Raw genomic sequence first — 22,325 nt, 5'->3', positions numbered from 1 at the left:
AGTGGTCATTGGTCATTTTTTAGTTCTCAGTTATCAGCCGTTAATGTAACGCAATGTAAACTGAAACCCCTCTATATCCGTTATTCTATTAAAAACTGTATAAGACAAAGCAGGGATCGCCAAAAGCATACATTAAACTTGTGTTTGACCAACACTTTATTTGAGATTTCCCTATGGATTCTAGGGTACTTTGGCAACGATACCAGGACTGGTTGTATTTCCATCCAGGATTAGGACTATATCTAGATATTAGTCGAATGCGGTTTGATGATGCGTTCGTGGCATCATTGCAGCCTAAGTTTGACAAAGCGTTTGCGGACATGGCAGAATTGGAAAAAGGGGCGATCGCCAATCCCGACGAAAACCGCATGGTAGGACATTACTGGTTGCGGAATCCAGATTTAGCCCCCACCCCCGAACTCACCCAAGAAATAGTTCAAACCTTAGAACAAATCGAAGCATTTGCCGACCAGGTACACACCGGGGCAATTCATCCCCCCAAGGAATGCCGCTTTACAGATATCATTTCCATTGGTATTGGTGGTTCAGCCTTGGGTCCCCAATTTGTCACCCAAGCCCTATCCCCCGACGTACCACCCCTACAAATTCACTTTATAGACAATTCCGACCCCACCGGAATTGATCGGGTTCTTGCCCAACTTGGCGATAAACTAGCCACCACTTTGGTATTAGTCATTTCCAAATCTGGAGGCACACCCGAACCTCGCAACGGCATGATTGAGGTTAAACAAGCCTACACAGCCAAAAAATTAGACTTTGCTAAATATGCAGTCGCTATTACCGGACAAGATAGCAACCTGGATCAAGTCGCCAAAGCTGAAAATTGGTTAGCCCGGTTTTCCATGTACGATTGGGTAGGTGGACGTACCTCAGAAATGTCCGCTGTAGGGCTAGTACCTGCGGCATTACAGGGCATTGATATCCGTGCCATGCTAGATGGTGCAAAAGAAATGGATGATGCCACCCGCGTCCCCAATCTCAAAAACAACCCAGCCGCTTTATTAGCCCTTGCTTGGTATTTCTCAGGAAATGGCAAAGGTGAAAAAGATATGGTAGTCCTCCCTTACAAAGACAGCCTGTTGCTATTTAGTCGCTATTTGCAACAACTCATCATGGAATCTTTGGGTAAAGAAAAAGATTTAGATGGGAAAACTGTATTTCAAGGGATTGCAGTTTATGGCAACAAAGGCTCTACCGACCAACACGCTTATGTGCAACAGTTGCGCGAAGGTGTCCCCAATTTCTTTGCCACCTTAATTGAAGTTTTAGAAGATCGTCGAGGAAAATCCATAGAAGTTGATCCTGGAGTGACTTCCGGTGATTATCTCTGTGGTTTCTTGTTAGGAACTCGTCAAGCATTGTATGAGAATAACCGCGATTCGATTACAGTCAGCATCCCTCAAGTTAATGCTCGCACAGTTGGCGCGTTAATTGCATTGTATGAACGGGCTGTGAGTTTATATGCCAGTTTAGTAAATGTCAATGCTTATCACCAACCAGGTGTGGAAGCTGGTAAAAAAGCTGCCGCTGTGATTCTCGATTTACAAAAACGAGTTTTAGAAGTGTTACAAACCCAGAAAAAAGCACTTTCTATTTCTGAACTGGCAGATATGTCCGGTGCTACTGAAGAAGTGGAAGCAATTTACAAAATTCTCCGTCATTTACACACCAATAATCGGGGTGTAGTATTAACTGGTGATTTTGCTAAACCTGGAAGCTTAACTGTTTCTCTAGGTTAAAAACTTCAGATCCCCGACTTCAATTTAGATCCCCGACTTCTTAAAGAAGTCGGGGATCTTGTTTTTTGGTTTTTATTTTCAAATTTTGTGGCTATAAATTATCAAAAATATTAAAACTACCATTAGATAGAGATAAGAAAATAACATATCAGGTAAATATGATAGATACGCTAATAACTTAGTTTAAGTAATACTAATTTTATATGAGACCGCACAAAATTATGAAATCCATTAATTCATCGATCTTTATCTGCGTTCATCTGCGTTCATCTGCGGTCAATAATTCTTGAATTCTTATTTTGAAAAAATGATTTTTACTAAATTTATTCAGAGGAAGAAGCAACAGGGAACAGAAAAAACTCATGTTTAAAAACATGAGATTGAAATAATGACACTGTTTTTTTCGTGCTACGCATCTTTTAAAAACATCTTTTTCTTGACTGAGCTTTAAACGCAGCAACTTTTGTTTCTTATCTGTTCCCTATTCCCTGTTCCCTGTTCCCTTTTTTTGTAAATTAAGGAGATTAAATCATGTCTAATATTGTAAAAATATCCCAAGAAGATATTATTTATCATCTGAAAATATCTTGTCAAATTCCTGGTTTATTAGAAGCGATCGCCACCAGAACAATTATCACAGAAACTGCCCAAAAAGAAGGCATTACCATCGAAATAGCAGAATTACAACAAACCGCAGATAGTTTACGATTAGCTAACAACCTGATTAAAGCAGAAGACACCTGGGAATGGTTACAAAAACATTATCTTACCTTAGATAACTTTGAAGAAATCGCAAACATCAATCTCCTATCAGCAAAATTAGCCCATCATTTATTCGCTGAAAAAGTTGAACCATTCTTTTATGCTCACCAACTTGATTACAGCGGAGCAGTTACCTATGAAGTCATATTAGATGATGAAGATCTAGCTTTAGAAATATTTTATGCTCTTCAAGAAGGAGAAATGAGTTTTCAAGAAGTGGCTCGTCAATATATCGAAAATCCCGAAATTCGTCGCGCTGGAGGATATCAAGGTATCCGCAAACGTAGTGATTTTCGACCAGAAATTGCTGCCGCAGTTTTTGCAGCTAATCCCCCAGAAATTATTAAACCAGTCATTACTCCCAAAGGAGTCCATATCATTATAGTTGAAGAAATCATTGCCCCCGAATTGAATGAACAAATGCGCGTAGCTATTCTCGGAGATTTATTTACTAATTGGTTAAAAGAGCAAATTAATAAATTAGAAATTGTCGCCACATTAGGAGATCAAATAAATTCTCCTCCTTCCCCAATAGAAATATTTAATGAAGCTAGTTAAAATTTTAGATCCCCGACTTCTTAGAGAAGTCGGGGATCTTGGATCTTAGTAATTCAAGGGAGTATAAATATCTTCTGAGTGGGCATTAAGATAAGGATATTCTAGCTTAATTTTGTGTAATGCAAATTGTTCAAAAATAGCTTTCATACGACTTTCAGGATGATTATTCCCCCCTTGCCAAGCAGCAATTAAACCATTAGCAATCATTTGACAACGATTAGTACCAAAACTTTCCTTTTCACCAAATTTATCTTCTGGTTCTTCAGCACAACTTAATCCCGGTGCCAGTGGCTTAGTAAACAACGGTACTTCTTGAGAAAAACTGTCTCGATTTTCTAAATATACCTTTTGTAAAATCGGGTAAATAGTTTTATATTCATGTTTATTAAAATACAGCACTGCTGAATCATAACGTCTATATTCATCAGGATTATATAGAGCTTTAAAAGAGAAAGCAACTTGCATATTATTGAACTCTCTAGTCACATTATCCATCACTGATGCTGCTCCTTCTGGTGATACATTAAAGTAGATTCTGACAATATCTTGATTGTCTTGAGTGCCTAGATTAGACACTGCCATATAAAATCCATTTTGGACTAGATTTTTAGGCATTTTGATTGCCACTAAATCACCAACATTAGCTGATTTATCAATTTCTGATAAATACAAATCCCGCTGAATATGCAAAGTCAACCCATTTTTTTGGACTGCTAAACAACCATCTTCTTCTTCATTAACTACTAACCAATTTTTACTCCAATAACCTCCACCTGTATTACTCGTATGGAGTCTTTCATAAAATGCCAAATCCATGCCAAATAAGCTATTATTACTAAGATTATTTATTTGAGTATCAGCCGAAGAAAAATCATGCCAAGAACCATTGTAATAAGCACTATAGAGAAAATTACGCAATTGGATACTCAAATGCTTCTGTTGAATATCTAAGGACAAATTTTTAAACCGAGCGATTACTGATTCTGGCAATTCTAATAATTTGTAATCTGGATGCTTAATAGAATAAAATGATTTAATTTCCAGATAATCAACAATATTTTGCAGTGCTGTTTGTAATTCTTTCGGAAGTTGAAAAAGTTGACTATAAATAGAATCTAATACTTGCATATAAGCCTTCCTTCTCTAAACAAGAGATAAATTTTTAGCAGTTATTGTTGACAATTCCATCCCCAAAATTGTGGGAATAGATGCTTGAGGACGACATAATAAACTCTTAGCAACTTGGAGCATACAAATACCTGAATTATCAAAGGTTTTTTCATGTTGAAGTCTAGCTTGAATAGCTCTAATTAAAGCTAAACCGCTAAACTGCATCACTAATTGTAAGAAATCTGGACGCAATTCTAAAATCTCTGGAAAAGTAGTTAAATAAGCAGTAACTAATGTTGATAAAGAAGGTTGAATCATTGATAAGGGAATCGCAGCTAAACGCAAACATTCCTCAATTGGTATGGTTTTACTAGAGACTATGCTATATAACCAAACTTGCAGATAACTAGCAATTATTGTGCCTAAATCATTAGCAGGATCTCCCCAATTACCTCTTTCCCAATCAATTAGTCGGATGATATTTTTATTTTCAGGTAATTTATCTTCTATTTCTGTTTCCCAGTTCAAAGATACAAGAATATTATTAAGTTTGAGATCATTATGGGTGAGACAAGCAGGAGTAAAAGCCTGATTTAATTGTGTAATTGCTTTTCCTAAATTATCGTAACGTTGATAGAGAGTAAAAAACTTTAAACCATCAGCCGGAAGTTGACCAAATATTTCTGGTGTAATTCTATCTAATCCTTTGTTAATATTTTGAGATTTTAAAGAATTTTCAAAGAACTTTTGATAGTTATTATTGTCTATTGTCATGCGATGAATAGCTGCAATAGTTGTTCCAACTACCTGAGCAATTTCCTCCGGAAATTCCTGATCTTTGGCGTAAAATTCAGCTAAGTCTTGATATTGATTTAGATAGTTAAAAACAATGATAGAGTCTTCTAAATCAAAATGAATTACTTCTGATAAAGATGACCGTAAATGATTTATTTCTGGGAATTTTTGCCAAAAATCATGAATTCTCCACTCATCTATAAATTCACCTAAAGTCTTACCATTTCGATCATAACGCTCTTGTTTTACTAATAGTTGACGACCATCTGATAAAGTGATTAATAGGTTAAAGTTTTTAGCAGATTTTAATTCGATTTTACTTAGTGACTCCTCTTGTGGCTGACAAATTTTGTTTTCAACAAGGTAATTGAAAACATTTGCAAAACTAATTAGGAATGGCATGATTTCAAATGATAATAATATATGTGTGTAAAATTGTTATTGCTCAGTTAATTTCAGGTTTAGTAAAATTATTAACTTGATAGGTTGAAAATTATTTATTTTCTAAATGTCTTCGTTAATAGTGAAATGGCATCTATAGCATAAATTACTAAGACAAATTCTAGAGCCTTAATGCCATAATTAAGTATTTGATTAGCATTATTATATTCACCTCCAAATACAGATACTGCGTCCAGATTACTTAAATTAATAATAAACTTTTTTTCATCAGTATTTTCTAGATTAGAAATCCTAATGTTTGCCATTTCTTACCTCTAGAAAGATTCGATTTTTGTGTATTGCAATTTTATTAACTATCCAGAATTATTAGTAATCAATCTCATGTAAGTAACATAGATTAGTTTTTACTTTTACTCCTGGATAGTTATATCGGCTTTGTAGTCAACTACAAAGCCAAGTAATTAGTGTCCGTAGCCACCAGAGTGAGAATCATTGCTGAAGGATTTAGCGATATGCTTAATACTAGCGATCGCATAGCCATCAACTAAGAATTCTAGATATTTAACACCAAAGTCACCATAAGCACTAAAACCGCTGAAATCGCTACCACCACCATTGATTGATACGGAAGCTGCATCATTCAATTCATTAAGATAGCTTTCAGAATCTGCAAATAATTCAGAACCAGTTGTATTTAGTTGAGAAAGGGTAATAGTTGCCATAATTTCCTCCAAAAAGATTTGTTTTTGTAAGTTAGAATTTGTGAGTCGGTTAAGTTGGTGTTTCCTTAACCGTTACTCCTATTTTTATTCATAAAAAATAGAAAAATCAAGGCTTTGAACCTAGTAAAAAAGACACAAATATCTGAATTCTGTCTTTTATAAAAACTGCAAATTATGGAATTAACCTCCATAAAAAATCGTGTATCTTCAGGTTACTAAATCTGAAAACACACGAAAATCAGGAAAATATTGAATTTTTTCACAGCAGATATTAAAAATCAAACCTGTTTATCAAACTATCTGTTGTATCTTTGAGACTAATTTTCCACTGTTCCATACTACTGTCTAGTTCCTTCAATAGTGTGGAAATATCAGTTGTATTGGTGGTTATTGGCGGATTTATTCTGTCTTTTCTCATCACATAACCGCCTTTAAGCGTCTTCATTTCCCAAGGTGTTAGTTCATCCAGAATCGGTTCTGAAATCCTCAGTTCTAATTCAGAAATTGTGATTTTCACTATTAATTCACCTCCTTGAATACTCCATTTGCATGGAATCAGGCTATAAATTTATCCTGCTCTTATATTCTGGAATAGTATCTGACAAAATAAATGATTTGAAACTAATTTATTAGACAGAAATAAGATTATTTTGTCTATGGAAACAAAAAAAGCAAAGGAAGTTTCATAAAAGTAACTTCCCTTGCCTTAGAGGGTGTTTGAAAAGTTATGGTTGATGTATCAACTATTTTTTACCCCACCCTAACCCTCCCCTTGTAAAGGGGAGGGAACTGGATTTTTATTGTTTCCCCCCTTTACAAGGGGAAAGGGGGGTAGCAATGTGATGAAAATTACGGAATACCACTTTTCAAACATCCTCCTAGATGAATTAAAAACTATCTACCTCTATCAAAAGGTGGAAGTTTCTTTCTAGCTTTAGTAATTAACCAACAAATGCTAACCGAGGTGCAACCGCAGCAGGACGTTCTACACCTTTGAGGTAAGCAAGAACGGTATCAGCATCAGATACTTCAAAAGGATCACTACCACAGTTATCTTCAAAACCTGGTTCAATGAACATTTTTTCAATTTCGCAGTTATTAACAACCATTGCATAACGCCAAGAACGCATTCCAAAACCGATGTTAGATTTATCAACTAACATTCCCATTTTGCGGCTAAATTCTCCACTACCATCTGGTAACAAGAAAACATTTTTAGCGCCTTGTTGTTTGCCCCATTGGAACATTACAAATGCGTCATTAACTGACAAACAAATGATTTGATCAACACCTTGCGCTTTGAATTCCTCAAACAGTTCTTCATAGCGAGGCAAATGAGTAGAAGAACAGGTAGGAGTGAAAGCACCAGGAAGCGCAAATAATACTACTTTCTTACCGTCGAAAATTTCTTGTGTGGTGACATCTTTCCATGTGTAAGGATTTGGTCCACCGATAGATTCATCCCGCACACGAGTCTTGAATACTACATTTGGAACGTGAGTAATAGCAGTCATAAATACCTTTTTTTTAGATGGAAGATTTTAACTCGTGTTGCTGCTTTTGCTTAGGGCATCAAGGGCATCAGTAGCTTATCTCACAAATCAGAGTAATTCTGATTTAGGAATTAGTCAATAGTCATAAATACTTATTTTATAATGTATTTATTAAAAAATATCAGTTCTTAAAAAATGAACGTTATAATGGAGAATTATATTTTTATATAGCTCAGTAAATCCTATGCAGCAAAAAGCTAATGATATTATCAAAACCCTTAAAAATAGAGGGTTGCGAGTCACCCCCCAAAGATTTGGCGTTTATGCCAACCTATTAGCCAGAGAAGATCACCCGACAGTTGATCAAATTCTGAGGGACTTGAATCAAGAAGCACCTACTTCCTCCCAAGCTACCGTATATGCGGCACTCCAGGCACTGCGAGAGGCGGGTTTGGTGCGAGAAGTGCTATTACAGGAAGGTGTATCTCGTTATGATGCTAACGTTGCCCCCCACCATCATTTCCGCTGTAACTGCTGTGGCGCGATTGAAGATATCAACTGGAATACTTTCCCGAATATTGATGTCAGTCAACTGCGACAGGGGTTAAAAGTAGAACGGTATGAAGTGACAGTTGAGGGAATGTGCGATGCTTGCGGCACTCATGTTTGATATAATAATTAACTAGAATTGAATAGGAGCAAACAATGTACGACAGCGATAAACGTAAATTATTATCAGCATTGTGTCATGGAGCAATTTTTTTTAGCACCACCATTGTCTCCATTGGTTTACCTATAGCCATACTATTTGTATCAGATGATCCTGTTGTTAAAGACAATGCCAAGGAATCTATCAATTTCCATTTTAACGTTTGGTTATATGGAGCAATTCTGGGGGCATTGTTTTTTCTCTTTGGTTGGTTGATTTTACCATTATTCATCTTGTTTCCACTCGCAGGTTTAGGTTATATCCTCCACTGGGGATTGACAATTTGGGCGCTAATTGGCGTTTTTAGTGATCCTAATCAACCTTGCCGTTATCCGTTTATTTTTCGAGTTCTTTAGATCAAATCAGGGAAAATATGGTAATTTAATTAATCATAGACTTTTGATTAAACAACTTACCAAAATTAATTGCATGATTTTTTAAGATTGTTTTTTGCAAATTTGTTATAAGCAAATGTCTATCAAGTTGTAAAATATAAAATTGCCCCACAGCTTCATCAACAGCAGGGCAAAAGACAGTTAAAGCACTGCTTGTAGTTTGTCTGAATAGAGCCAGCTAGAAACTTGCTTTTGTGACGCTTTATTCTGTGTCCATCTTATTGTTTTGCCTGAACAAAATTTATGTTTCCTATACATCGCCCTCGTCGTCTGCGTAGTCATACCCAATTACGCCGTATGGTACGTGAAACTGTTTTAACTACTAACGATTTGATTTATCCATTATTTGCAGTACCAGGAGAAGGTATTGCCAAGGAAGTCAAATCTATGCCCGGTGTTTATCAACTTTCAGTAGATAAGATTGTTGAAGAAGCTAAGGAAGTTTATGACTTAGGAATTCCGGCAATTATCTTATTTGGAATTCCGGCAGATAAAGACATAGATGCTACCGGAGCATGGCATGATTGTGGCATTGTTCAAAAAGCAGCAACCGCAGTTAAAAATGCCGTTCCTGATTTAATTGTCATGGCTGATACTTGTTTATGTGAGTATACAAGTCATGGTCATTGTGGTTATTTACAAGTTGGTGATTTAACAGGTAGAGTATTAAATGACCCAACTTTAGAATTATTAAAGAAAACCGCAGTTTCTCAAGCTCAAGCAGGTGCAGATATTATCGCACCTTCGGGGATGATGGATGGTTTTGTTCAAGCAATTCGCGCAGGTTTGGATGAGGCGGGATTTGAAGATATCCCCATTATGTCTTATGCTGCTAAATATGCTTCAGCTTATTATGGACCATTTAGGGATGCAGCGGACTCAACGCCACAATTCGGAGATAGACGCACTTACCAAATGGACCCCGGTAACGCCCGCGAAGCCCTGAAAGAAATTCAGTTGGATATTGCTGAAGGCGCTGATATGCTGATGGTTAAACCAGCTTTGGCATATATGGATATTATCTGGCGCGTTAAGGAAGCTACTAATTTACCTGTGGCGGCTTACAATGTCTCTGGTGAGTATGCGATGGTGAAGGCTGCGGCTTTAAATGGCTGGATTGATGAGCAGCGTGTTGTGATGGAAACTTTGACTGGCTTTAAACGGGCTGGTGCTGATTTGATTTTGACTTACCACGCTAAGGATGCGGCTCGGTGGTTGTAAGAGAATTGCAGGTTATTAAATTTGCGTTCCTTAGGATATTATCTCACGCTCCAGGCACAGAGGCGCGGAGAGGGTTTTTGTGTTTGGGCGTGAGATTTTTGGTATTTTGGATTGCAAGATGGGACAATTATTAAGAAAATATAAAATTTATTTTTGTAAGATTTATTTTTTAAAAGCAATTTTAATTGTAAAACCTTATAGCACAAGCACTTTAAGAAAAATTGGAGAAGTGGTTGAGAAGTGGTTGACAAGTGCTAAATGTCTGAGCTATTGGTAAAAGCGTCAACGGGTGTTAAGGTAAAAATTATGATTAAGACCTCAGATAAAGCACCAAGCTACATTAATTTATTACAAACTTTTCCTCCTAGACCTATCAAATCTGATGAGGAACTACTTGCTACTCAAAATGTAATTGATTCTCTATTAGAGAATACTCCATTAACACCAGATGAGCAAGACTATCTTGATTTACTCGGTACTTTAGTTTATGAATACGAGCAAACAAAAGAACCTGTTTCTGATATTTATGGAATAGAACTACTCAAAGCTCTTAGAGGGTGTTTGAAAAGTTTTGAATGTATAAATTGACCCCTCTCCAAACCTCTCCCCGACGCGGGGAGAGGCTTTGAAAACCCCATTCCCTGGTAGGGAAGGGGGGCAGGGGGGTTAGGTTTTTGGAGATTATGGGTTTCATCTGATACTTTTCAAACAACCTCTTATGGAAGAATATGGCTTTCATCAAAAAGATTTGATTCCTGTATTTAAGACAGAATCTATGGTGTCAGATATCTTAACAGAAAAAAGCCAACTCACTGTCAGTCATATCCAAGAGTTAGCAGAGTTTTTTCATCTTTCACCTGCTGTTTTTCTACCGTTACCTACGCAAAATCCATAAAATTAAACTGTGTTAATAATTACATTTATTCTGTAAATTCCGCCGTGTGTAACAGCTTATTCACGTTGAGACTGATAATGGATAATTGTCTCCTTTTTGCTTCTTTGACAAAAGTAATATAAAATGCCCTGTGTTACCAGTACGGTTCACTAGCATCAGAAGTTTTTGAGCTAGAGAACATTAGGTCCATTGGCCAGGTGTGAGATAAATACTATGAATCCCATTAACTTAAGTTGGAGTAAGCTGGTTGTTACAGCCGTTTCTGTTGTTGCATTATCGCCAATATCTTCGGCATTAGCAGTATCAAGACTTTCTTCCCCAGTTGCATCAAAATTTAGTAATTCTCCGCAAACACGACTTCTAGTAGGTCAATCTGACAGTAGAGGAATTGACATTCCCCTTGGTACGAGTTTTTCACCAGAGAAGAAATCAGCATTCACGCTTTATATATGGCAACCTGGGGGGACAATCAAAGAAGTAATTGCTCGGATTTCTATTAAGAGTAAATATGGTAATAAATATCGGCAAGAAAGGTTTTTAGGTGATTATAAATATAAGATTAAGCAAAAGGCTAAGTTTGTTAAAGGATTTAAATTAGGCGATCGCATTGTAATCCGCTTGTATGATACCAGTAATCGCTTTATTGGTTACAGTGAATTTGTTTGTTTGCCGGAAAATACTGCGGTTAACCTGATTTTATCTGCTAATCCCACAGAAAACAAAGTAGTCCGCACCTTTTATGGTTTTGATGCCAATAATGATAGCATTGTTGATAATACCAATGCCTACGATTATTTCACGGAAGTTAATAACCAAAAAGTTACTTTCTTGAATAGTTCGGAAAAGATTAATATTGTCCAATATCAAGCCGCTGGATTTGCCAAAGTTGCCACCACTGGAGTTTATCCTACCTCCTTTAGCGAAGGTGATTTTGCTGTAGCAGGTAAATCTGTCAATGCCTTTGATTCTAACTTAGCAAAAGCCTTAACTGCTAATCCTGGTAGTTTGGTAAAGTTGACTCCAATTCAGGACAACTCCAGTTTTGAACTGGGCAAATTATTAAGTGAATATCGGACAATAGGTGTAGGTAAGGGTATTCAAGTCTCATTTTCTGATATCTCCAAAAACTATTGGGCTAAAGAATATATTTCTGAATTGGCTGCAATGGAAGTAATTGGTGGATTTCCAGATGGTACTTTCCGTCCCAATGCACCAGTAACTCGTGCCGAATTAGCAGCATTATTGCAAAAAGTTTTTATTAAAAGTAAAGTTCGAGAAGCAATTAATTTTAAAGATGTTCCTAAGCGATATTGGGCTTATGATGCGATTCGAGAAACTTATGAAATGGGCTTTTTTACTATTCTCAACAGCAAAAACTTTAACCCCACACAAAAGCTGAATCGCCTAGATGTTTTAATAACTTTAGCCAAAGGATTGAATTATAAATTTACTGGTTCAACAGAAAATATCCTTGCTGTTTATAGTGATGCTTCTAGTATTAGAAACGAACATCGGAATTTTATCGCCGCTTTAACAGAAAATAATGTAATTACTAATTATCCCAATAAGAAATTGCTAAATTCTAAAAAAGTTGCCACTAGAGCCGATGTTTGTGCTTTACTTTATCGGGCAATGGTGAGCGCTGGAGAAGTACCAGATTTACCTGCAAAATAAAGCAATATGATTTAGGGTGGGATTTCCCCGCCCCTACTAAGTAATTAGACAAAAATATTTACAGTCATTGCGAGCGAAGGGAAGCAATCACAACCCTTGGAATTGCTTCATTTCACTTCGTTCCATATGGCTAATGCCACGCTATGCCTTCGGCACACTACGTGAACGCTATCAGGAATCAAACCGGAGTCCTATATGAATTATCACTTTGTTAACCGATATCTTATCTCGTTATCTCGTTCCTAGTCTCTGACTAGGAATGCAGTTGATGAGGCTCTGCCTCTAATATCATTGAAGGCAGAGCCTTCTAGAATTCATTCCCAGTCAGAGACTGGGAACGAGATGAATTCATTCCCAGGCGGGCTATGGGTTTTACGTTAAGTTGAATTTGAGGATGCGTCCATTTTGGGTATAATTACAAGTAAACGTAATTTTACAAGGTTGTGGAATATCGTGATTACAAAAAATAAACAGGTCCCAGCACAGAAATCCGTAATCAAGAGCAAAACAAGATCCCCGACTTCTTGAAGAAGTCGGGGATCTGACTCTTGTATATCTTCAAAAATGGGTTAATCTTAAATGTATTCCGGTAATTTACTCTGATAATCTGGAGGATTGTTTCCAGTTTGCACTATGAGTTTAAAGGCAGTTTTATTTGATTTTAATGGTGTCATTATTAAAGATGGATCAATTCATATCCAATTGATAGATGAGATTCTTGTACAGGAAAATCTTCAACCTCAACGGGTAAAAGAACGTGAAGATTTTTTAGGGATAGGCTCTCGCGCGTATCTGCAAAATCTGTTAAAAAGTCGCGGGAGGGTGGTGACGGAAGCTTATATGATGCAGTTACTTACCCGCAAAGCTCAAGCTTATGTGCTGGAATTGGAGAAGCTGGAAGAATTGCCTTTGTATTCGGGAATTGAAGATGTGATTTTTCAGATTCGTTCCCGTCATCTCAAAATGGCGTTAGTTAGTGATGCTTTATCCTCGGAAATAGAATTTGTATTAACATCTGCTAAATTAGCTGAATACTTTTCTGTGATTGTGTCGGGGCATGATATCAGCAGCAATAAACCTAACCCGGAAGGCTATTTGCTGGCGGTTTATCGCTTAAATCAGGCATATCCAGAATTAAACTTACAACCTGATGAATGTTTAGTGATTGAAAATACTCCCGCAGGTATTCAAGCTGCTAAATGCGCCCAAATGCAAGTGGTGGGAGTAGCAAATACTTATCCCTTCCAGATGCTACACCGTCAAGCTAATTGGACGATTGATTATCTGATTGATTTGGATTTGCAGCAGGTACAGGAAGTTTTTTTGGAAAAAGATGTGAAATCTGTCCTGCCTGAGTGTTAAGATATGGGGTGTGTGTTGAAGTTTTTGACTTAAGCACGACTAAGGGGAATTAGCTCAGTTGGTAGAGTGCTGCGATCGCACCGCAGAGGTCAGGGGTTCGAGTCTCCTATTCTCCATTTATGTACATTTGTCACTTGCCAAATTATTTGTCACTTTGACTTATTTTTTTCTATGAACTGGTTTTGACAGATTAATTGTCCTTAAGTTTTAGCTCCAGGTAATACACATAACCAATGTTGTGTGCGATCGCAGCACTCCTTTCAATTCACCTTAGTAATAAACATATTTGTCTAATACTAACATATTTGTATTGTGTTGGTTTTCTGTAAAATGTTTTTTATGCAAGAAACATTTTTTACAAGTAAGGAAGCGGCTCAAATTACAGGTTGTACTATCCGCCAGATCCAGTATTGGCGAGAGAAGGGGATTGTTGTGCCTGTGATTGGTGATACGGAAGACGCAGTATTTATTACTCCAGGTCTAATCTGCTGGAACTGGCTGCTTTGGTATATTGGCTGTCTACGGGGATAAGTTTTGATATTGCCTGTGAAACGCTGAAACAACTGAAGGAACAAGAACCGGAGTTGTTTATTTCTGGTCAGGGGAGGCGGTTTATGTTGTTGTTATCACAGGATGATTCGCTTTCTTTGGTAGAATTTGACAGGAAAAGAGCGATCGCATCCCTAGATGAAGGTAAAGCTGTGATTCCGGTGTGGTTAGATGTAATCTATCAAAATTTAGCTCTGAAGCTAGGAAAAAACTAAGACTCTCAATATAAAGCAGATACACTGTACTTTAAACTGTTACAACTATCAGGATGCGATCGCCTACTGTACTGGCAATATGAACTAAGTAGGTAAACAGAAAAATTTAAAGGTATATAACGGTATGTAAAGTTGTCTCAATGCGAGATTCTGATTGAGTTTCAGCCATTTTAAAAAATGCAATACCCCTCATTTTTATTTTGTTTACCTACTTACACGACACACAACGCTATTGTTAATTTTATTTGGGGTATTGCCGACGATGTATTGAGAGATGTCTATGTACGCGGTAAGTACCGAGATGTCATTCTGCCCATGACGGTACTAAGGCGTTTGGATTGCTTATTAGAACCAAGTAAAGATAAGGTACTTGAACTTCATAAGCGACTGGAAGAAGGCAGTTTTGGACAAAATGCCATAGCGCAACAACTTCCTAGAGTAACTGGTTATGTATTTTATAACCCACATTCAGCAGGTAATTTCAGACAAAAAATAATATCGGTGACAAGATGGACAAAGGAACTGTAAAATCAGTTTTTGTCTATCTGTGAGTTGAATTGAAGATTTAATCCCATCGACAAATACTAAATGAACTGACTGGAAACATTGAAGAATCCATCTTAAAGTAGGTCGAGCAGTGGGTTGACCTTTTTGATTAGGGAGGTGAGAATTAGTAAGTTTTAAGGATTGTCTGAGTTGACGTTGCCCTAAGCTATAAACCATGAGTGATAAGTTTCAGGAGTTTATTTTTGATCATGAACAAGCCTATCGTAAGTTTACGGATGATAATGACTTTAAAACATGGTTAGCCAATACCCTGTTCGATAATGATTATGACCAGGCAGCATAGGGAATACAAAAGCGTATATATGCTTATCGTCAATACTAATTATGTTATAACAAAACCTTACTATTGGCAATTTTTAGTTTCACGATATAAATTTTGCTGTGTATATAATATGGTTAATAAAATATGCAAGATAATTAGCTTTGTGAGTTAAGATAAAAGAGTGTAAGAAACCATAGTTTAAAAATGACCCTAGAAAACTTAACAAACAAACCTCTTGTCGAGGCAATATTTGAGATTAGATGGTATGTAGAACAACCACAATTAATAGGTGGTGATCCTAATACTCAATTAATACTTGGCAGATTATTTGACAGAATAAATGAGAATTATCCCGTATATGAACAATTGCCCTTTGCTTCTATTCCTGAGCAAATGGCAGAAGGTATTATTAAACATAGACTCAAGAGTAATAAAGGTTGGCCTCTAGTACAATTAGGTAATGGAGTTTTAACAGTTAATGATACAGAAAATTATGTTTGGCAAGATTTCAAAAAACGAATCATTGAAGTTGTAGATAATTTATATATAGTACATCCAAGTAAAGATAAATTTCGTCCACGTCATCTCATATTAAAATATATTGATGCTATAGATTTAAACTTAAAAGAAAATGAATTTTATGAATTTTTAAAAAATAAAATGAAAATAGAATTAAATTTGAATCCTTTACTTTTCGAGAAGACATTAGTAAAAAATAATCCCATACAATTAGATTTACAATTTGCCTTTAACTCTGAAAATCCTAAAGGAATTGTAAATTTCAGAATTGTTAAAGGGCAAAAGTTGGATGATCAAACAAATTTACCCAGTGATGCTTTAATATGGGAAATTACCATTCAATCAATTGCACCTGATTTACCGGAAATTCCTGCCAAATTAGATAAATGGCTGGAAAATGCTCACTCAGTTTGTCATAATTGGTTTTTCACATTAGTTGATGGTGATTTATTAAGGAGTTTTGAATAATGACTAACAATGGTACTTTTCAAATTGATAATAGGAGAAATAAATTAAAGGCATTAGAGAGAAATGTTCAAAGTCATTTCTCACCTGGTCTATCTACAAACAATAAATTAAAACTTAATCCATCTCCAATATACTGGGATATAGAAAATGAAACCGTAGAGTTAGCTGCTTGTTTGTTATATAGAGACAAAAATCAGAATGAACACCGTACAAATCCTTCCATAGAAAGCATACAAACTAACTTATTAGCAGGTTCTTATTTTTCAACAGACATATCTAATCACGTAATTAATAATAGTTCTTTTGCTTTATTAAGTAATTTTAATTTTTTCAGTGAAATTAAAAGTCTATACACTTTGATTAATCCAGGAGAAATATTGAAGTATTTCCATGAAAAAACAAATTTAATTCATTTATTAGTAGAAGCTCATGAACAAATCAAAAATATTTTTAATAATGAAAAAAATGTGCTGAGGGTTGCCTATGATCCAGAAATTATTGGTTGGCAAAAATTAATTATTGATATTCACACCAACCTTGATGTAGATGAAGCATTTGATAAATTAAAAATGCTAGATAACATTTGGTGGTTAGATGTCTCTTTTAAGTTCGGTAATGATTTAGAAATTAATATTAGTTTTGATGAAATTTAATTGGGCTGAATATCTTGAACTAGCAAAAGAACTAGCTGATATAACTTCTACCATTTCTAGTGATTCAGAAACAGATTCTAAACCCAGAATATCTGAAGCAAAACTACGTTCATCTATAAGTAGAGCCTATTATGCTGCCTTTTGTATAGCTAGAAATTATTTACGAGATGTTTTACATGAGCCAAGATTGTCAAAAGCCAGAACTGGTGATACCAATGAACACCAATTTGTGGCAGATGAATTTAGATACAATAAATCAAAAAATAAAAAAATGATAGAAATAGGAAATGATTTAGGTCGGCTTAGGCAATCTAGAAATAAAGCAGATTATGATGACACTATATATATACTTTAGAGAAAGATATGAAATTTTCGTTGAAAATAGCTCAAAATATTATTGAAAAAATCACAGAATTAATTAAAGATGCAAGCAAGTAAATTGCTATTTTTAGTATTGACTTTTATTCAGTACCCATATCATTCAATAAATATTTTTAAATTTCAGAATGTCAAAAATAGCTGTAGAACAAACAATCAAACAATCAAACCACATTGCCGAATTTTGCACCATTTGAGAAATTCAAAAAGTGGGCATAGCTGCTGGTTATAGACTATGCTGCACCGAGGAAATAACGAATCATTATTGTATACAAAATGCGATCACAGTTAGCACGAGTATAGGCGATCGCTCTCAATATCTTAAATTCTCTTCTGATGTTCTATCATCTCCCCAAACGGCAAAAAACACCGATGACACCAACCATCAACCCACAACGCCGGAACTTTAAACCTAGCCCCACAATTAGGACACTCAGACAGCAAACTTAAACTATGATGCTGACACCCCTGAGTCACCTTAAACTGCCACTCAATCCGATGACAAGGCGACTCCACATAACAAGCAGCACAAAGGGTGAACACAATAAAACCAAACTGTGTAAAGAAACGTAAAATCGCCCAAACCCTCTTCACTCTTGCCTCTTGCCTCTGGTTACTGAGCGAAGTCGAAGTATTGCCTTTTGCCTTGCCATAACGACAATTTTCAACGCCAACCTACTTACTGAAAATACAAAGTGTGTTAGTGAAGAAGAGTACCGTAAATACAAGAAAAATCTAGGTAGTACAACCATCTTAATTTCTATTAATGGAACAATAGGAAATATTGCTTTTTTTAACAGTGAAAATGTGATATTGGGAAAAAGTGCTGCATATATCAATATTAAGAATTTTATTTCAAAGCCATATATTTTTTATATCTTACAAACTTATGCTACTAACTGTTATTTTGAAGATGAATTGACAGGTTCTACAATACGAAATTTATCGCTCAAATCAATTAGAAATGCACCTATATTAGTACCTCCTACCTTAGAAGAACAAAAAGCGATCGCGCAAATCCTCAGCGACATGGACGCAGAAATCGCTGCATTAGAATAAAAACGCGATAAACACAAAGCCATAAAACAGGGGATGATGCAAGAACTTCTCACCGGCAAAATGAGACTAATTAGTAGTTCTTAATTAACGCCAATGTTATAAAATAGAAGCAAGAACAAGAGCTAAACCTTACTATGGAACACATTACTACCAGCGAATTACCCAAAACACTCCAACAAATATTTACAGAAATACAACGCACCAAAACACCCTTAACCGTCACCCATGACGGAGAACCCTTAGTGATTATTTATCCTGCCACTCTTCAACCCCAACACCCAGCATTTGGAGTAATGAAGGGTAGCGGTGAAATATTGGGAGACGTGATTGCTCCAGTAATCCCTGCTACCACATGGGAAGCACTCCAGTGAAGCTATTACTTGACACCTCAGAAAAATATTATCTCACCTGGAAAGAAGAAAATGAAAACCCCTCTCCAAACCTCTCCCCCACACAGAGAGAGGCTTTAAATTCCCCCCCTTCTTCTCCTGTCCCCCCTTCTTCTCTTGTCCCCCCTTCCCTACTAGGGAACACTGCTTAGAATATGTTGTGGTTCATGAAATGGTGCATTTGTTAGAACGCAATCATGGAGAGCGATTTGTGGCTTTAATGAATAAATTTATGCCCAATTGGCAATTTTATAAGGATGAGTTGAACCGTTCCCCCTTGAGTAGTTATTGAGTTTGATTGCTGTTGATATTTTTAGATGAACAGGCGCGATCGCACAACACATAGTATTTAAGTTTGCTGTCTGAGTTTCCTAATTGCGGCGCTAGGTTTAAAATTCCGGCGTTGTGGGTTGATGGTTGATGTCATCGGTGTTTTTTGCCGTTTGGGGAGATGGTCAAACGTCAGAAGAAAATTTAGGATATTGAGAGCGTTAGCGTAGCTGATTGTAGATAATCGCTTACTATTTTCTAGTAAAAAGTAACCACCGTAAGGTTTTCCATGAATTGATATTCAAGTACAATTCTATTTAATAAAATTATATTTTTAAAGTTAATTGGATAGGTGGTTGGTAAACCATTAAATGTTGTTTGTGAAGTCAGAGGAATCACAGAAAAAGTTGCTATATATCCAGATTCATCTTGAAATTGATCACTTGTCCAGATGATATAGGGATGTGTTCCTCTAAAAACCCTACTTGAATTAATATTTTCACTACAAGTTTGACATTCTACTTCTCCTGGCTCATCTAAATTATAAATATGAACATGACCCAGTTTGCAACGAAGAGATACCTTGTAAGGATTAATCCAATAAATCCAACCCTGTCTAGGTCTTTGTCCAGCCACTTTACAATCCTAATTCAACAACTAATTTTTCTCTTTCTGCTTGTAAGTTAAGTTTAACTTTCTCTTCTGGACGATGGGTATTTTTTGCTTCTAGCATTGGAGCAGTGCTATATACTTTTATAAGTTTAGATCGCCTAATTATAGTTTGTTTTTATCTAAATTACTGAGAATTTTTCAACTAGTTGTCCTGCAAGTAGTTCTAATGTACGATAGTATCATATTTGATTATGTAATTACGGTTAGCTACACAATTGTTGAGACAAGATCACCCTATACCTTCTTTCAAGTATTGGTAACTACCGAAAACTAGTAGTCTGTCAAGCTTGAAATTGTGAGTTATTAAATTTTATAACCGTTTGTTAGCAATACTTTCAAACTTCATTAACATACAAAATTAATATTGACAGACCACTAGTTACCTGTTCTCGAACAACAAAAAGCAATATCTACGATGAGCTAGGCGATCGCTCTCAATATCCTAAACCCTGTTCTTCCCATTTTTTAACCAGTCTGCGTACTGTTCGGACTGACTTACCTAGTTTTGCTGCTACCTCTCTTTGTCTTTCTCCATAGGTTTGGCGTTAGCGAAGCTTACCGAAGGTATCGCATGGTTTAAGTAGTTTTTGGATTAAGGGAACACCAAAAAATAAATTACCCAATTTTGTGGGATGGGCATACTATGGCTAACGCCATGCAACGCTTACGCAATGACATTGTGTAATTAATTCTGTCTCACTACTTATCATCTCTACAATTAGATTTTCCTTATCACTCCATTCAGTAATTGATAATTAAAAAATATATATCATTAGCATTAGAATTAAATTCTTTTATATTTCCCTATTCACAGCTATCATCAAAAGCACTACCAGAGGTGATAGTCATGAGTGAACAGCTTTTAGAAACAGAGACAGTTATTGCCATCAACGACGACAGAGGGATTGATTTAGAAGGTGCTTTTCAGGAATCTCAGATTCAAGAGATTCTTGATAAATTAGATCAAGAGTTAGTCGGATTAAAGTCCGTCAAAAACAAAATCAAAGAAATGGCAGCGTTATTACTAGTTGATCGTATTCGTAAAAGCTTAGGATTGGATGCAGGTGCGCCTAGTCTACACATGACATTTTTGGGCAATCCAGGCATGGGTAAACCACAGTAGCCATGCGAATGGCAGAAATTCTCTATCGTTTAGAATATATACGTAGAGAAACCGTCATGTTAGTAACCAGAGATGATTTAGTAGGTCAAGGTATTGGTCAAACAGCACCGAAAACCAGAGAAGTTTTAAATAATGCTATGGGTGGTGTCTTATTAGTAGATGAAGCCTATACATTATATCGTCCAGATCATCCTGGTGATTTTGGCTTATTATTAGAAGCCATTGAAATCCTCATACAAGTTATGGAAAATCAACGAGATGATATAGTAGTCATTCTCGCTGGTTATAAAACGCAAATGGAGCATTTTTTCCATAGTAACCCCGGCATGAATTCCCGCATTGGTTTACACATCGAATTTAATGATTATAGCGTTGACAATTTGATGATTATTGCCCAATTTATAGTCAAAGCACAAAACTATTGTTTTAGCCCAGATGCCGAAAAAGCCTTTCGGGAATATTTAATTAAACGTAAAACAATGGCTCATTTTGCTAATGCCCGCAGTGTCAGAAATGCTATAGATAGAGCAAGATTACGTCAAGCAAATCGTTTATTAAGTAGTGGGAAAAAATTAAATAAACAGGATTTAATTACCATTGAAGCAGTAGATATTTTAGCCAGTCGAGTATTTAGAGAAGGTATTCCTGATTGTGAAACCGAAAGTTAGATAATTGGGTAATTGGTAATTGGTAATTGGTGATTGGTGATTGGTGATTGGTGATTGGTGATTGGTAATTGTAAAATAATCCAAAATCTACCGCCGCCCTGTTTAGAGTATAAAATCAAACAGGGTGGATTTTTATTGTCCCCTTGGCAATATAGTAAATTTGTACTACTATATCAAAATAGTCTTCAAACCTGGAAAGACTTATGGAATAGGGATTTTAAGGACTACACCTATGATGAAGCATTATATTCTCAATCTTAACCCCACCGCCAAGCATGAATGGGATCGTTGTATTATCCGTGATCCTTTAACGGCAAAACGTCCAGATATAGCTAAAATAATTTCTGAAGCGGTAGGTGCAGATACAGGTAGTTATTTAGTCAGTGTAAATATTGAAGTAACTGTGTTACAGGAAGCACCATCACCATCACCCGAACAGCTTTCCCTACCGTTTCCAGAAGTGTCTGTACCCACCCCATTGAGAGAAGCAGCATAGAAATTGCAACTTATCCGCTTCAACTAAGTTCATAGTAGGTTGGGTTGACACAAGGAAACCCAACAGCATACAAACTTGTAGCTAAGTCAAAAAACCAAAACAGCACAAGCAGATCATATCCATAATAATAGCACAAAAAGTCTATTTAAAAAACTTATAAGAAAATAGGCTAAAAACCC

At 36.2% G+C, this 22,325-nt stretch carries 30 protein-coding genes, 1 tRNA gene and 1 pseudogene; 24 read left to right on the top strand and 8 right to left on the bottom strand.

Features of this window, described 5'->3' with window-relative positions; translation table 11 throughout:
* Positions 1 to 173 precede the first annotated feature (173 nt).
* Both FJR37_RS07230 and FJR37_RS07225 read left to right on the top strand, forming a co-directional pair.
* Positions 174 to 1,760 (top strand): glucose-6-phosphate isomerase, encoded by a 1,587-nt coding sequence (locus tag FJR37_RS07230; protein WP_168465655.1) that lies wholly within the window; start codon positions 174 to 176, stop codon positions 1,758 to 1,760.
* Positions 1,761 to 2,291: 531 nt separating this feature from the next.
* The gene (locus FJR37_RS07225) at positions 2,292 to 3,080 is read left to right on the top strand and encodes a peptidylprolyl isomerase (protein WP_039203440.1); all 789 of its coding nucleotides are present in this window, start codon (positions 2,292 to 2,294) and stop codon (positions 3,078 to 3,080) included.
* A 45-nt stretch (positions 3,081 to 3,125) separates the two neighbouring features.
* Here FJR37_RS07225 and FJR37_RS07220 read toward each other — a convergent pair whose 3' ends face one another.
* The 6 genes from FJR37_RS07220 to FJR37_RS07195 form a co-directional block, all read right to left on the bottom strand.
* Complete coding sequence (locus FJR37_RS07220) at positions 3,126 to 4,208, bottom strand: T3SS effector HopA1 family protein (RefSeq protein ID WP_168465654.1); 1,083 nt, start codon at positions 4,206 to 4,208, stop codon at positions 3,126 to 3,128.
* A gap of 15 nt (positions 4,209 to 4,223) precedes the next feature.
* A complete protein-coding gene (locus FJR37_RS07215) occupies positions 4,224 to 5,387 on the bottom strand; it encodes a phosphotransferase family protein (protein WP_174763399.1) in 1,164 nt (387 codons plus the stop codon).
* Positions 5,388 to 5,482: 95 nt separating this feature from the next.
* Complete coding sequence (locus FJR37_RS07210; RefSeq protein WP_039203437.1) at positions 5,483 to 5,692, bottom strand: hypothetical protein; 210 nt, start codon at positions 5,690 to 5,692, stop codon at positions 5,483 to 5,485.
* Positions 5,693 to 5,848: 156 nt separating this feature from the next.
* Positions 5,849 to 6,109, bottom strand: coding sequence for a hypothetical protein (locus tag FJR37_RS07205; RefSeq protein WP_039203436.1), 261 nt, complete (start codon positions 6,107 to 6,109; stop codon positions 5,849 to 5,851).
* 271 nt (positions 6,110 to 6,380) lie between these two features.
* Positions 6,381 to 6,626, bottom strand: a complete 246-nt coding sequence (locus tag FJR37_RS07200) for a hypothetical protein (protein ID WP_039203434.1) — start codon at positions 6,624 to 6,626, stop codon at positions 6,381 to 6,383.
* A gap of 424 nt (positions 6,627 to 7,050) precedes the next feature.
* Positions 7,051 to 7,623 carry a peroxiredoxin gene (locus FJR37_RS07195; protein ID WP_168465653.1) on the bottom strand — a complete coding sequence of 191 codons (573 nt, stop codon included), beginning with the start codon at positions 7,621 to 7,623 and terminating at the stop codon, positions 7,051 to 7,053.
* Positions 7,624 to 7,846: 223 nt separating this feature from the next.
* Here FJR37_RS07195 and FJR37_RS07190 point away from each other — a divergent pair, with 223 nt between their 5' ends.
* The 19 genes from FJR37_RS07190 (at position 7,847) to FJR37_RS07105 (ending at position 19,209) form a co-directional block, all read left to right on the top strand.
* The gene (locus FJR37_RS07190; RefSeq protein ID WP_039203433.1) at positions 7,847 to 8,272 is read left to right on the top strand and encodes a Fur family transcriptional regulator; all 426 of its coding nucleotides are present in this window, start codon (positions 7,847 to 7,849) and stop codon (positions 8,270 to 8,272) included.
* A gap of 35 nt (positions 8,273 to 8,307) precedes the next feature.
* A complete protein-coding gene (locus FJR37_RS07185) occupies positions 8,308 to 8,667 on the top strand; it encodes a DUF4870 domain-containing protein (RefSeq protein WP_168465652.1) in 360 nt (119 codons plus the stop codon).
* Between the two features lie 282 nt (positions 8,668 to 8,949).
* A complete protein-coding gene (hemB, locus tag FJR37_RS07180; RefSeq protein ID WP_168465651.1) occupies positions 8,950 to 9,927 on the top strand; it encodes a porphobilinogen synthase in 978 nt (325 codons plus the stop codon).
* 306 nt (positions 9,928 to 10,233) lie between these two features.
* Entirely contained in the window at positions 10,234 to 10,515 is a 282-nt protein-coding gene (locus FJR37_RS07175; RefSeq protein WP_052150000.1) for a hypothetical protein, read from the top strand.
* Positions 10,516 to 10,645: 130 nt separating this feature from the next.
* A complete protein-coding gene (locus tag FJR37_RS07170) occupies positions 10,646 to 10,822 on the top strand; it encodes a hypothetical protein (protein WP_174763398.1) in 177 nt (58 codons plus the stop codon).
* Positions 10,823 to 11,035: 213 nt separating this feature from the next.
* The gene (locus FJR37_RS07165; protein WP_168465650.1) at positions 11,036 to 12,496 is read left to right on the top strand and encodes an S-layer homology domain-containing protein; all 1,461 of its coding nucleotides are present in this window, start codon (positions 11,036 to 11,038) and stop codon (positions 12,494 to 12,496) included.
* Positions 12,497 to 13,129: 633 nt separating this feature from the next.
* Positions 13,130 to 13,858, top strand: coding sequence for an HAD family phosphatase (locus tag FJR37_RS07160; RefSeq protein WP_168465649.1), 729 nt, complete (start codon positions 13,130 to 13,132; stop codon positions 13,856 to 13,858).
* A gap of 43 nt (positions 13,859 to 13,901) precedes the next feature.
* Positions 13,902 to 13,974 (top strand) — tRNA-Ala (locus FJR37_RS07155).
* Between the two features lie 223 nt (positions 13,975 to 14,197).
* Positions 14,198 to 14,389: a MerR family transcriptional regulator gene (locus tag FJR37_RS26905; RefSeq protein ID WP_235335356.1), complete on the top strand. Its 192-nt coding sequence runs from the start codon at positions 14,198 to 14,200 to the stop codon at positions 14,387 to 14,389.
* Complete coding sequence (locus tag FJR37_RS26900; RefSeq protein ID WP_235335354.1) at positions 14,362 to 14,622, top strand: hypothetical protein; 261 nt, start codon at positions 14,362 to 14,364, stop codon at positions 14,620 to 14,622. Before FJR37_RS26905 ends, FJR37_RS26900 begins: the two co-directional genes overlap by 28 nt.
* A 177-nt stretch (positions 14,623 to 14,799) precedes the next feature.
* On the top strand, positions 14,800 to 15,150 hold the full coding sequence (locus FJR37_RS26395) for a type I restriction-modification system subunit M N-terminal domain-containing protein (protein WP_152608955.1): 351 nt from the start codon (positions 14,800 to 14,802) through the stop codon (positions 15,148 to 15,150).
* A 193-nt stretch (positions 15,151 to 15,343) separates the two neighbouring features.
* Positions 15,344 to 15,472 carry a hypothetical protein gene (locus FJR37_RS27395; protein ID WP_256366867.1) on the top strand — a complete coding sequence of 43 codons (129 nt, stop codon included), beginning with the start codon at positions 15,344 to 15,346 and terminating at the stop codon, positions 15,470 to 15,472.
* Positions 15,473 to 15,655: 183 nt separating this feature from the next.
* Entirely contained in the window at positions 15,656 to 16,438 is a 783-nt protein-coding gene (locus FJR37_RS07140) for a TIGR04255 family protein (protein ID WP_039204110.1), read from the top strand.
* Positions 16,438 to 17,091, top strand: a complete 654-nt coding sequence (locus tag FJR37_RS07135; protein WP_052150056.1) for a hypothetical protein — start codon at positions 16,438 to 16,440, stop codon at positions 17,089 to 17,091. Before FJR37_RS07140 ends, FJR37_RS07135 begins: the two co-directional genes overlap by 1 nt.
* Positions 17,081 to 17,446: a hypothetical protein gene (locus FJR37_RS07130; RefSeq protein WP_217355207.1), complete on the top strand. Its 366-nt coding sequence runs from the start codon at positions 17,081 to 17,083 to the stop codon at positions 17,444 to 17,446. Before FJR37_RS07135 ends, FJR37_RS07130 begins: the two co-directional genes overlap by 11 nt.
* 232 nt (positions 17,447 to 17,678) lie before the next feature.
* Positions 17,679 to 17,879, top strand: a complete 201-nt coding sequence (locus FJR37_RS07125; RefSeq protein ID WP_168465628.1) for a hypothetical protein — start codon at positions 17,679 to 17,681, stop codon at positions 17,877 to 17,879.
* Positions 17,880 to 18,072: 193 nt separating this feature from the next.
* The gene (locus FJR37_RS07115; protein ID WP_168465648.1) at positions 18,073 to 18,528 is read left to right on the top strand and encodes a restriction endonuclease subunit S; all 456 of its coding nucleotides are present in this window, start codon (positions 18,073 to 18,075) and stop codon (positions 18,526 to 18,528) included.
* A gap of 134 nt (positions 18,529 to 18,662) precedes the next feature.
* Complete coding sequence (locus FJR37_RS07110; protein ID WP_039204107.1) at positions 18,663 to 18,899, top strand: type II toxin-antitoxin system Phd/YefM family antitoxin; 237 nt, start codon at positions 18,663 to 18,665, stop codon at positions 18,897 to 18,899.
* A 190-nt stretch (positions 18,900 to 19,089) separates the two neighbouring features.
* Positions 19,090 to 19,209 (top strand): YgjP-like metallopeptidase domain-containing protein, encoded by a 120-nt coding sequence (locus tag FJR37_RS07105; protein ID WP_081981525.1) that lies wholly within the window; start codon positions 19,090 to 19,092, stop codon positions 19,207 to 19,209.
* Between the two features lie 236 nt (positions 19,210 to 19,445).
* On the opposite strand, the gene FJR37_RS07100 is transcribed toward FJR37_RS07105, so the two are convergent.
* On the bottom strand, positions 19,446 to 19,823 hold the full coding sequence (locus FJR37_RS07100; protein ID WP_235335352.1) for a hypothetical protein: 378 nt from the start codon (positions 19,821 to 19,823) through the stop codon (positions 19,446 to 19,448).
* Positions 19,824 to 20,293: 470 nt separating this feature from the next.
* A pseudogene (locus FJR37_RS26895) lies at positions 20,294 to 20,380 on the bottom strand (helix-turn-helix domain-containing protein); the annotation flags it as partial.
* Between the two features lie 326 nt (positions 20,381 to 20,706).
* Between FJR37_RS26895 and FJR37_RS26890 the strand changes: the two are divergent.
* From FJR37_RS26890 to FJR37_RS07085, 3 genes are all read left to right on the top strand, one after another.
* Positions 20,707 to 20,982, top strand: coding sequence for a hypothetical protein (locus tag FJR37_RS26890; protein WP_254434530.1), 276 nt, complete (start codon positions 20,707 to 20,709; stop codon positions 20,980 to 20,982).
* A gap of 8 nt (positions 20,983 to 20,990) precedes the next feature.
* Positions 20,991 to 21,650: a CbbX protein gene (locus FJR37_RS07090; RefSeq protein ID WP_235335350.1), complete on the top strand. Its 660-nt coding sequence runs from the start codon at positions 20,991 to 20,993 to the stop codon at positions 21,648 to 21,650.
* Positions 21,651 to 21,882: 232 nt separating this feature from the next.
* Positions 21,883 to 22,146 carry a hypothetical protein gene (locus tag FJR37_RS07085; RefSeq protein WP_039204104.1) on the top strand — a complete coding sequence of 88 codons (264 nt, stop codon included), beginning with the start codon at positions 21,883 to 21,885 and terminating at the stop codon, positions 22,144 to 22,146.
* Positions 22,147 to 22,325 lie beyond the last annotated feature (179 nt).

This window comes from Aphanizomenon sp. UHCC 0183 (genome assembly GCF_009712065.1).
In the GTDB taxonomy this organism is placed as follows: domain Bacteria; phylum Cyanobacteriota; class Cyanobacteriia; order Cyanobacteriales; family Nostocaceae; genus Dolichospermum; species Dolichospermum heterosporum.
Note: the sequence above shows the minus strand (reverse complement) of the source record. Positions and strands in the feature narration are given on the sequence as shown.

What these genes read in the sequence shown, in the direction of transcription:
- FJR37_RS07230 (WP_168465655.1), top strand. Translation starts at nt 174, where the DNA reads ATGGATTCTAGGGTACTTTGGCAACGATACCAGGACTGGTTGTATTTC.
- FJR37_RS07190 (WP_039203433.1), top strand. Translation starts at nt 7,847, where the DNA reads ATGCAGCAAAAAGCTAATGATATTATCAAAACCCTTAAAAATAGAGGG.
- FJR37_RS07090 (WP_235335350.1), top strand. Translation starts at nt 20,991, where the DNA reads ATGGCAGAAATTCTCTATCGTTTAGAATATATACGTAGAGAAACCGTC.
- FJR37_RS07170 (WP_174763398.1), top strand. Translation starts at nt 10,646, where the DNA reads ATGGAAGAATATGGCTTTCATCAAAAAGATTTGATTCCTGTATTTAAG.
- hemB (WP_168465651.1), top strand. Translation starts at nt 8,950, where the DNA reads ATGTTTCCTATACATCGCCCTCGTCGTCTGCGTAGTCATACCCAATTA.
- FJR37_RS07130 (WP_217355207.1), top strand. Translation starts at nt 17,081, where the DNA reads ATGAAATTTAATTGGGCTGAATATCTTGAACTAGCAAAAGAACTAGCT.
- FJR37_RS07185 (WP_168465652.1), top strand. Translation starts at nt 8,308, where the DNA reads ATGTACGACAGCGATAAACGTAAATTATTATCAGCATTGTGTCATGGA.
- FJR37_RS26905 (WP_235335356.1), top strand. Translation starts at nt 14,198, where the DNA reads ATGCAAGAAACATTTTTTACAAGTAAGGAAGCGGCTCAAATTACAGGT.
- FJR37_RS07205 (WP_039203436.1), bottom strand. Translation starts at nt 6,109, where the DNA reads ATGGCAACTATTACCCTTTCTCAACTAAATACAACTGGTTCTGAATTA.
- FJR37_RS07105 (WP_081981525.1), top strand. Translation starts at nt 19,090, where the DNA reads ATGGTGCATTTGTTAGAACGCAATCATGGAGAGCGATTTGTGGCTTTA.
- FJR37_RS27395 (WP_256366867.1), top strand. Translation starts at nt 15,344, where the DNA reads ATGAGTGATAAGTTTCAGGAGTTTATTTTTGATCATGAACAAGCCTAT.
- FJR37_RS26890 (WP_254434530.1), top strand. Translation starts at nt 20,707, where the DNA reads ATGAGTGAACAGCTTTTAGAAACAGAGACAGTTATTGCCATCAACGAC.
- FJR37_RS07140 (WP_039204110.1), top strand. Translation starts at nt 15,656, where the DNA reads ATGACCCTAGAAAACTTAACAAACAAACCTCTTGTCGAGGCAATATTT.
- FJR37_RS26395 (WP_152608955.1), top strand. Translation starts at nt 14,800, where the DNA reads ATGCAATACCCCTCATTTTTATTTTGTTTACCTACTTACACGACACAC.
- FJR37_RS07165 (WP_168465650.1), top strand. Translation starts at nt 11,036, where the DNA reads ATGAATCCCATTAACTTAAGTTGGAGTAAGCTGGTTGTTACAGCCGTT.
- FJR37_RS07160 (WP_168465649.1), top strand. Translation starts at nt 13,130, where the DNA reads ATGAGTTTAAAGGCAGTTTTATTTGATTTTAATGGTGTCATTATTAAA.
- FJR37_RS07085 (WP_039204104.1), top strand. Translation starts at nt 21,883, where the DNA reads ATGATGAAGCATTATATTCTCAATCTTAACCCCACCGCCAAGCATGAA.
- FJR37_RS07225 (WP_039203440.1), top strand. Translation starts at nt 2,292, where the DNA reads ATGTCTAATATTGTAAAAATATCCCAAGAAGATATTATTTATCATCTG.
- FJR37_RS07175 (WP_052150000.1), top strand. Translation starts at nt 10,234, where the DNA reads ATGATTAAGACCTCAGATAAAGCACCAAGCTACATTAATTTATTACAA.
- FJR37_RS07195 (WP_168465653.1), bottom strand. Translation starts at nt 7,623, where the DNA reads ATGACTGCTATTACTCACGTTCCAAATGTAGTATTCAAGACTCGTGTG.
- FJR37_RS07110 (WP_039204107.1), top strand. Translation starts at nt 18,663, where the DNA reads ATGGAACACATTACTACCAGCGAATTACCCAAAACACTCCAACAAATA.
- FJR37_RS07210 (WP_039203437.1), bottom strand. Translation starts at nt 5,692, where the DNA reads ATGGCAAACATTAGGATTTCTAATCTAGAAAATACTGATGAAAAAAAG.
- FJR37_RS07215 (WP_174763399.1), bottom strand. Translation starts at nt 5,387, where the DNA reads ATGCCATTCCTAATTAGTTTTGCAAATGTTTTCAATTACCTTGTTGAA.
- FJR37_RS07220 (WP_168465654.1), bottom strand. Translation starts at nt 4,208, where the DNA reads ATGCAAGTATTAGATTCTATTTATAGTCAACTTTTTCAACTTCCGAAA.
- FJR37_RS07135 (WP_052150056.1), top strand. Translation starts at nt 16,438, where the DNA reads ATGACTAACAATGGTACTTTTCAAATTGATAATAGGAGAAATAAATTA.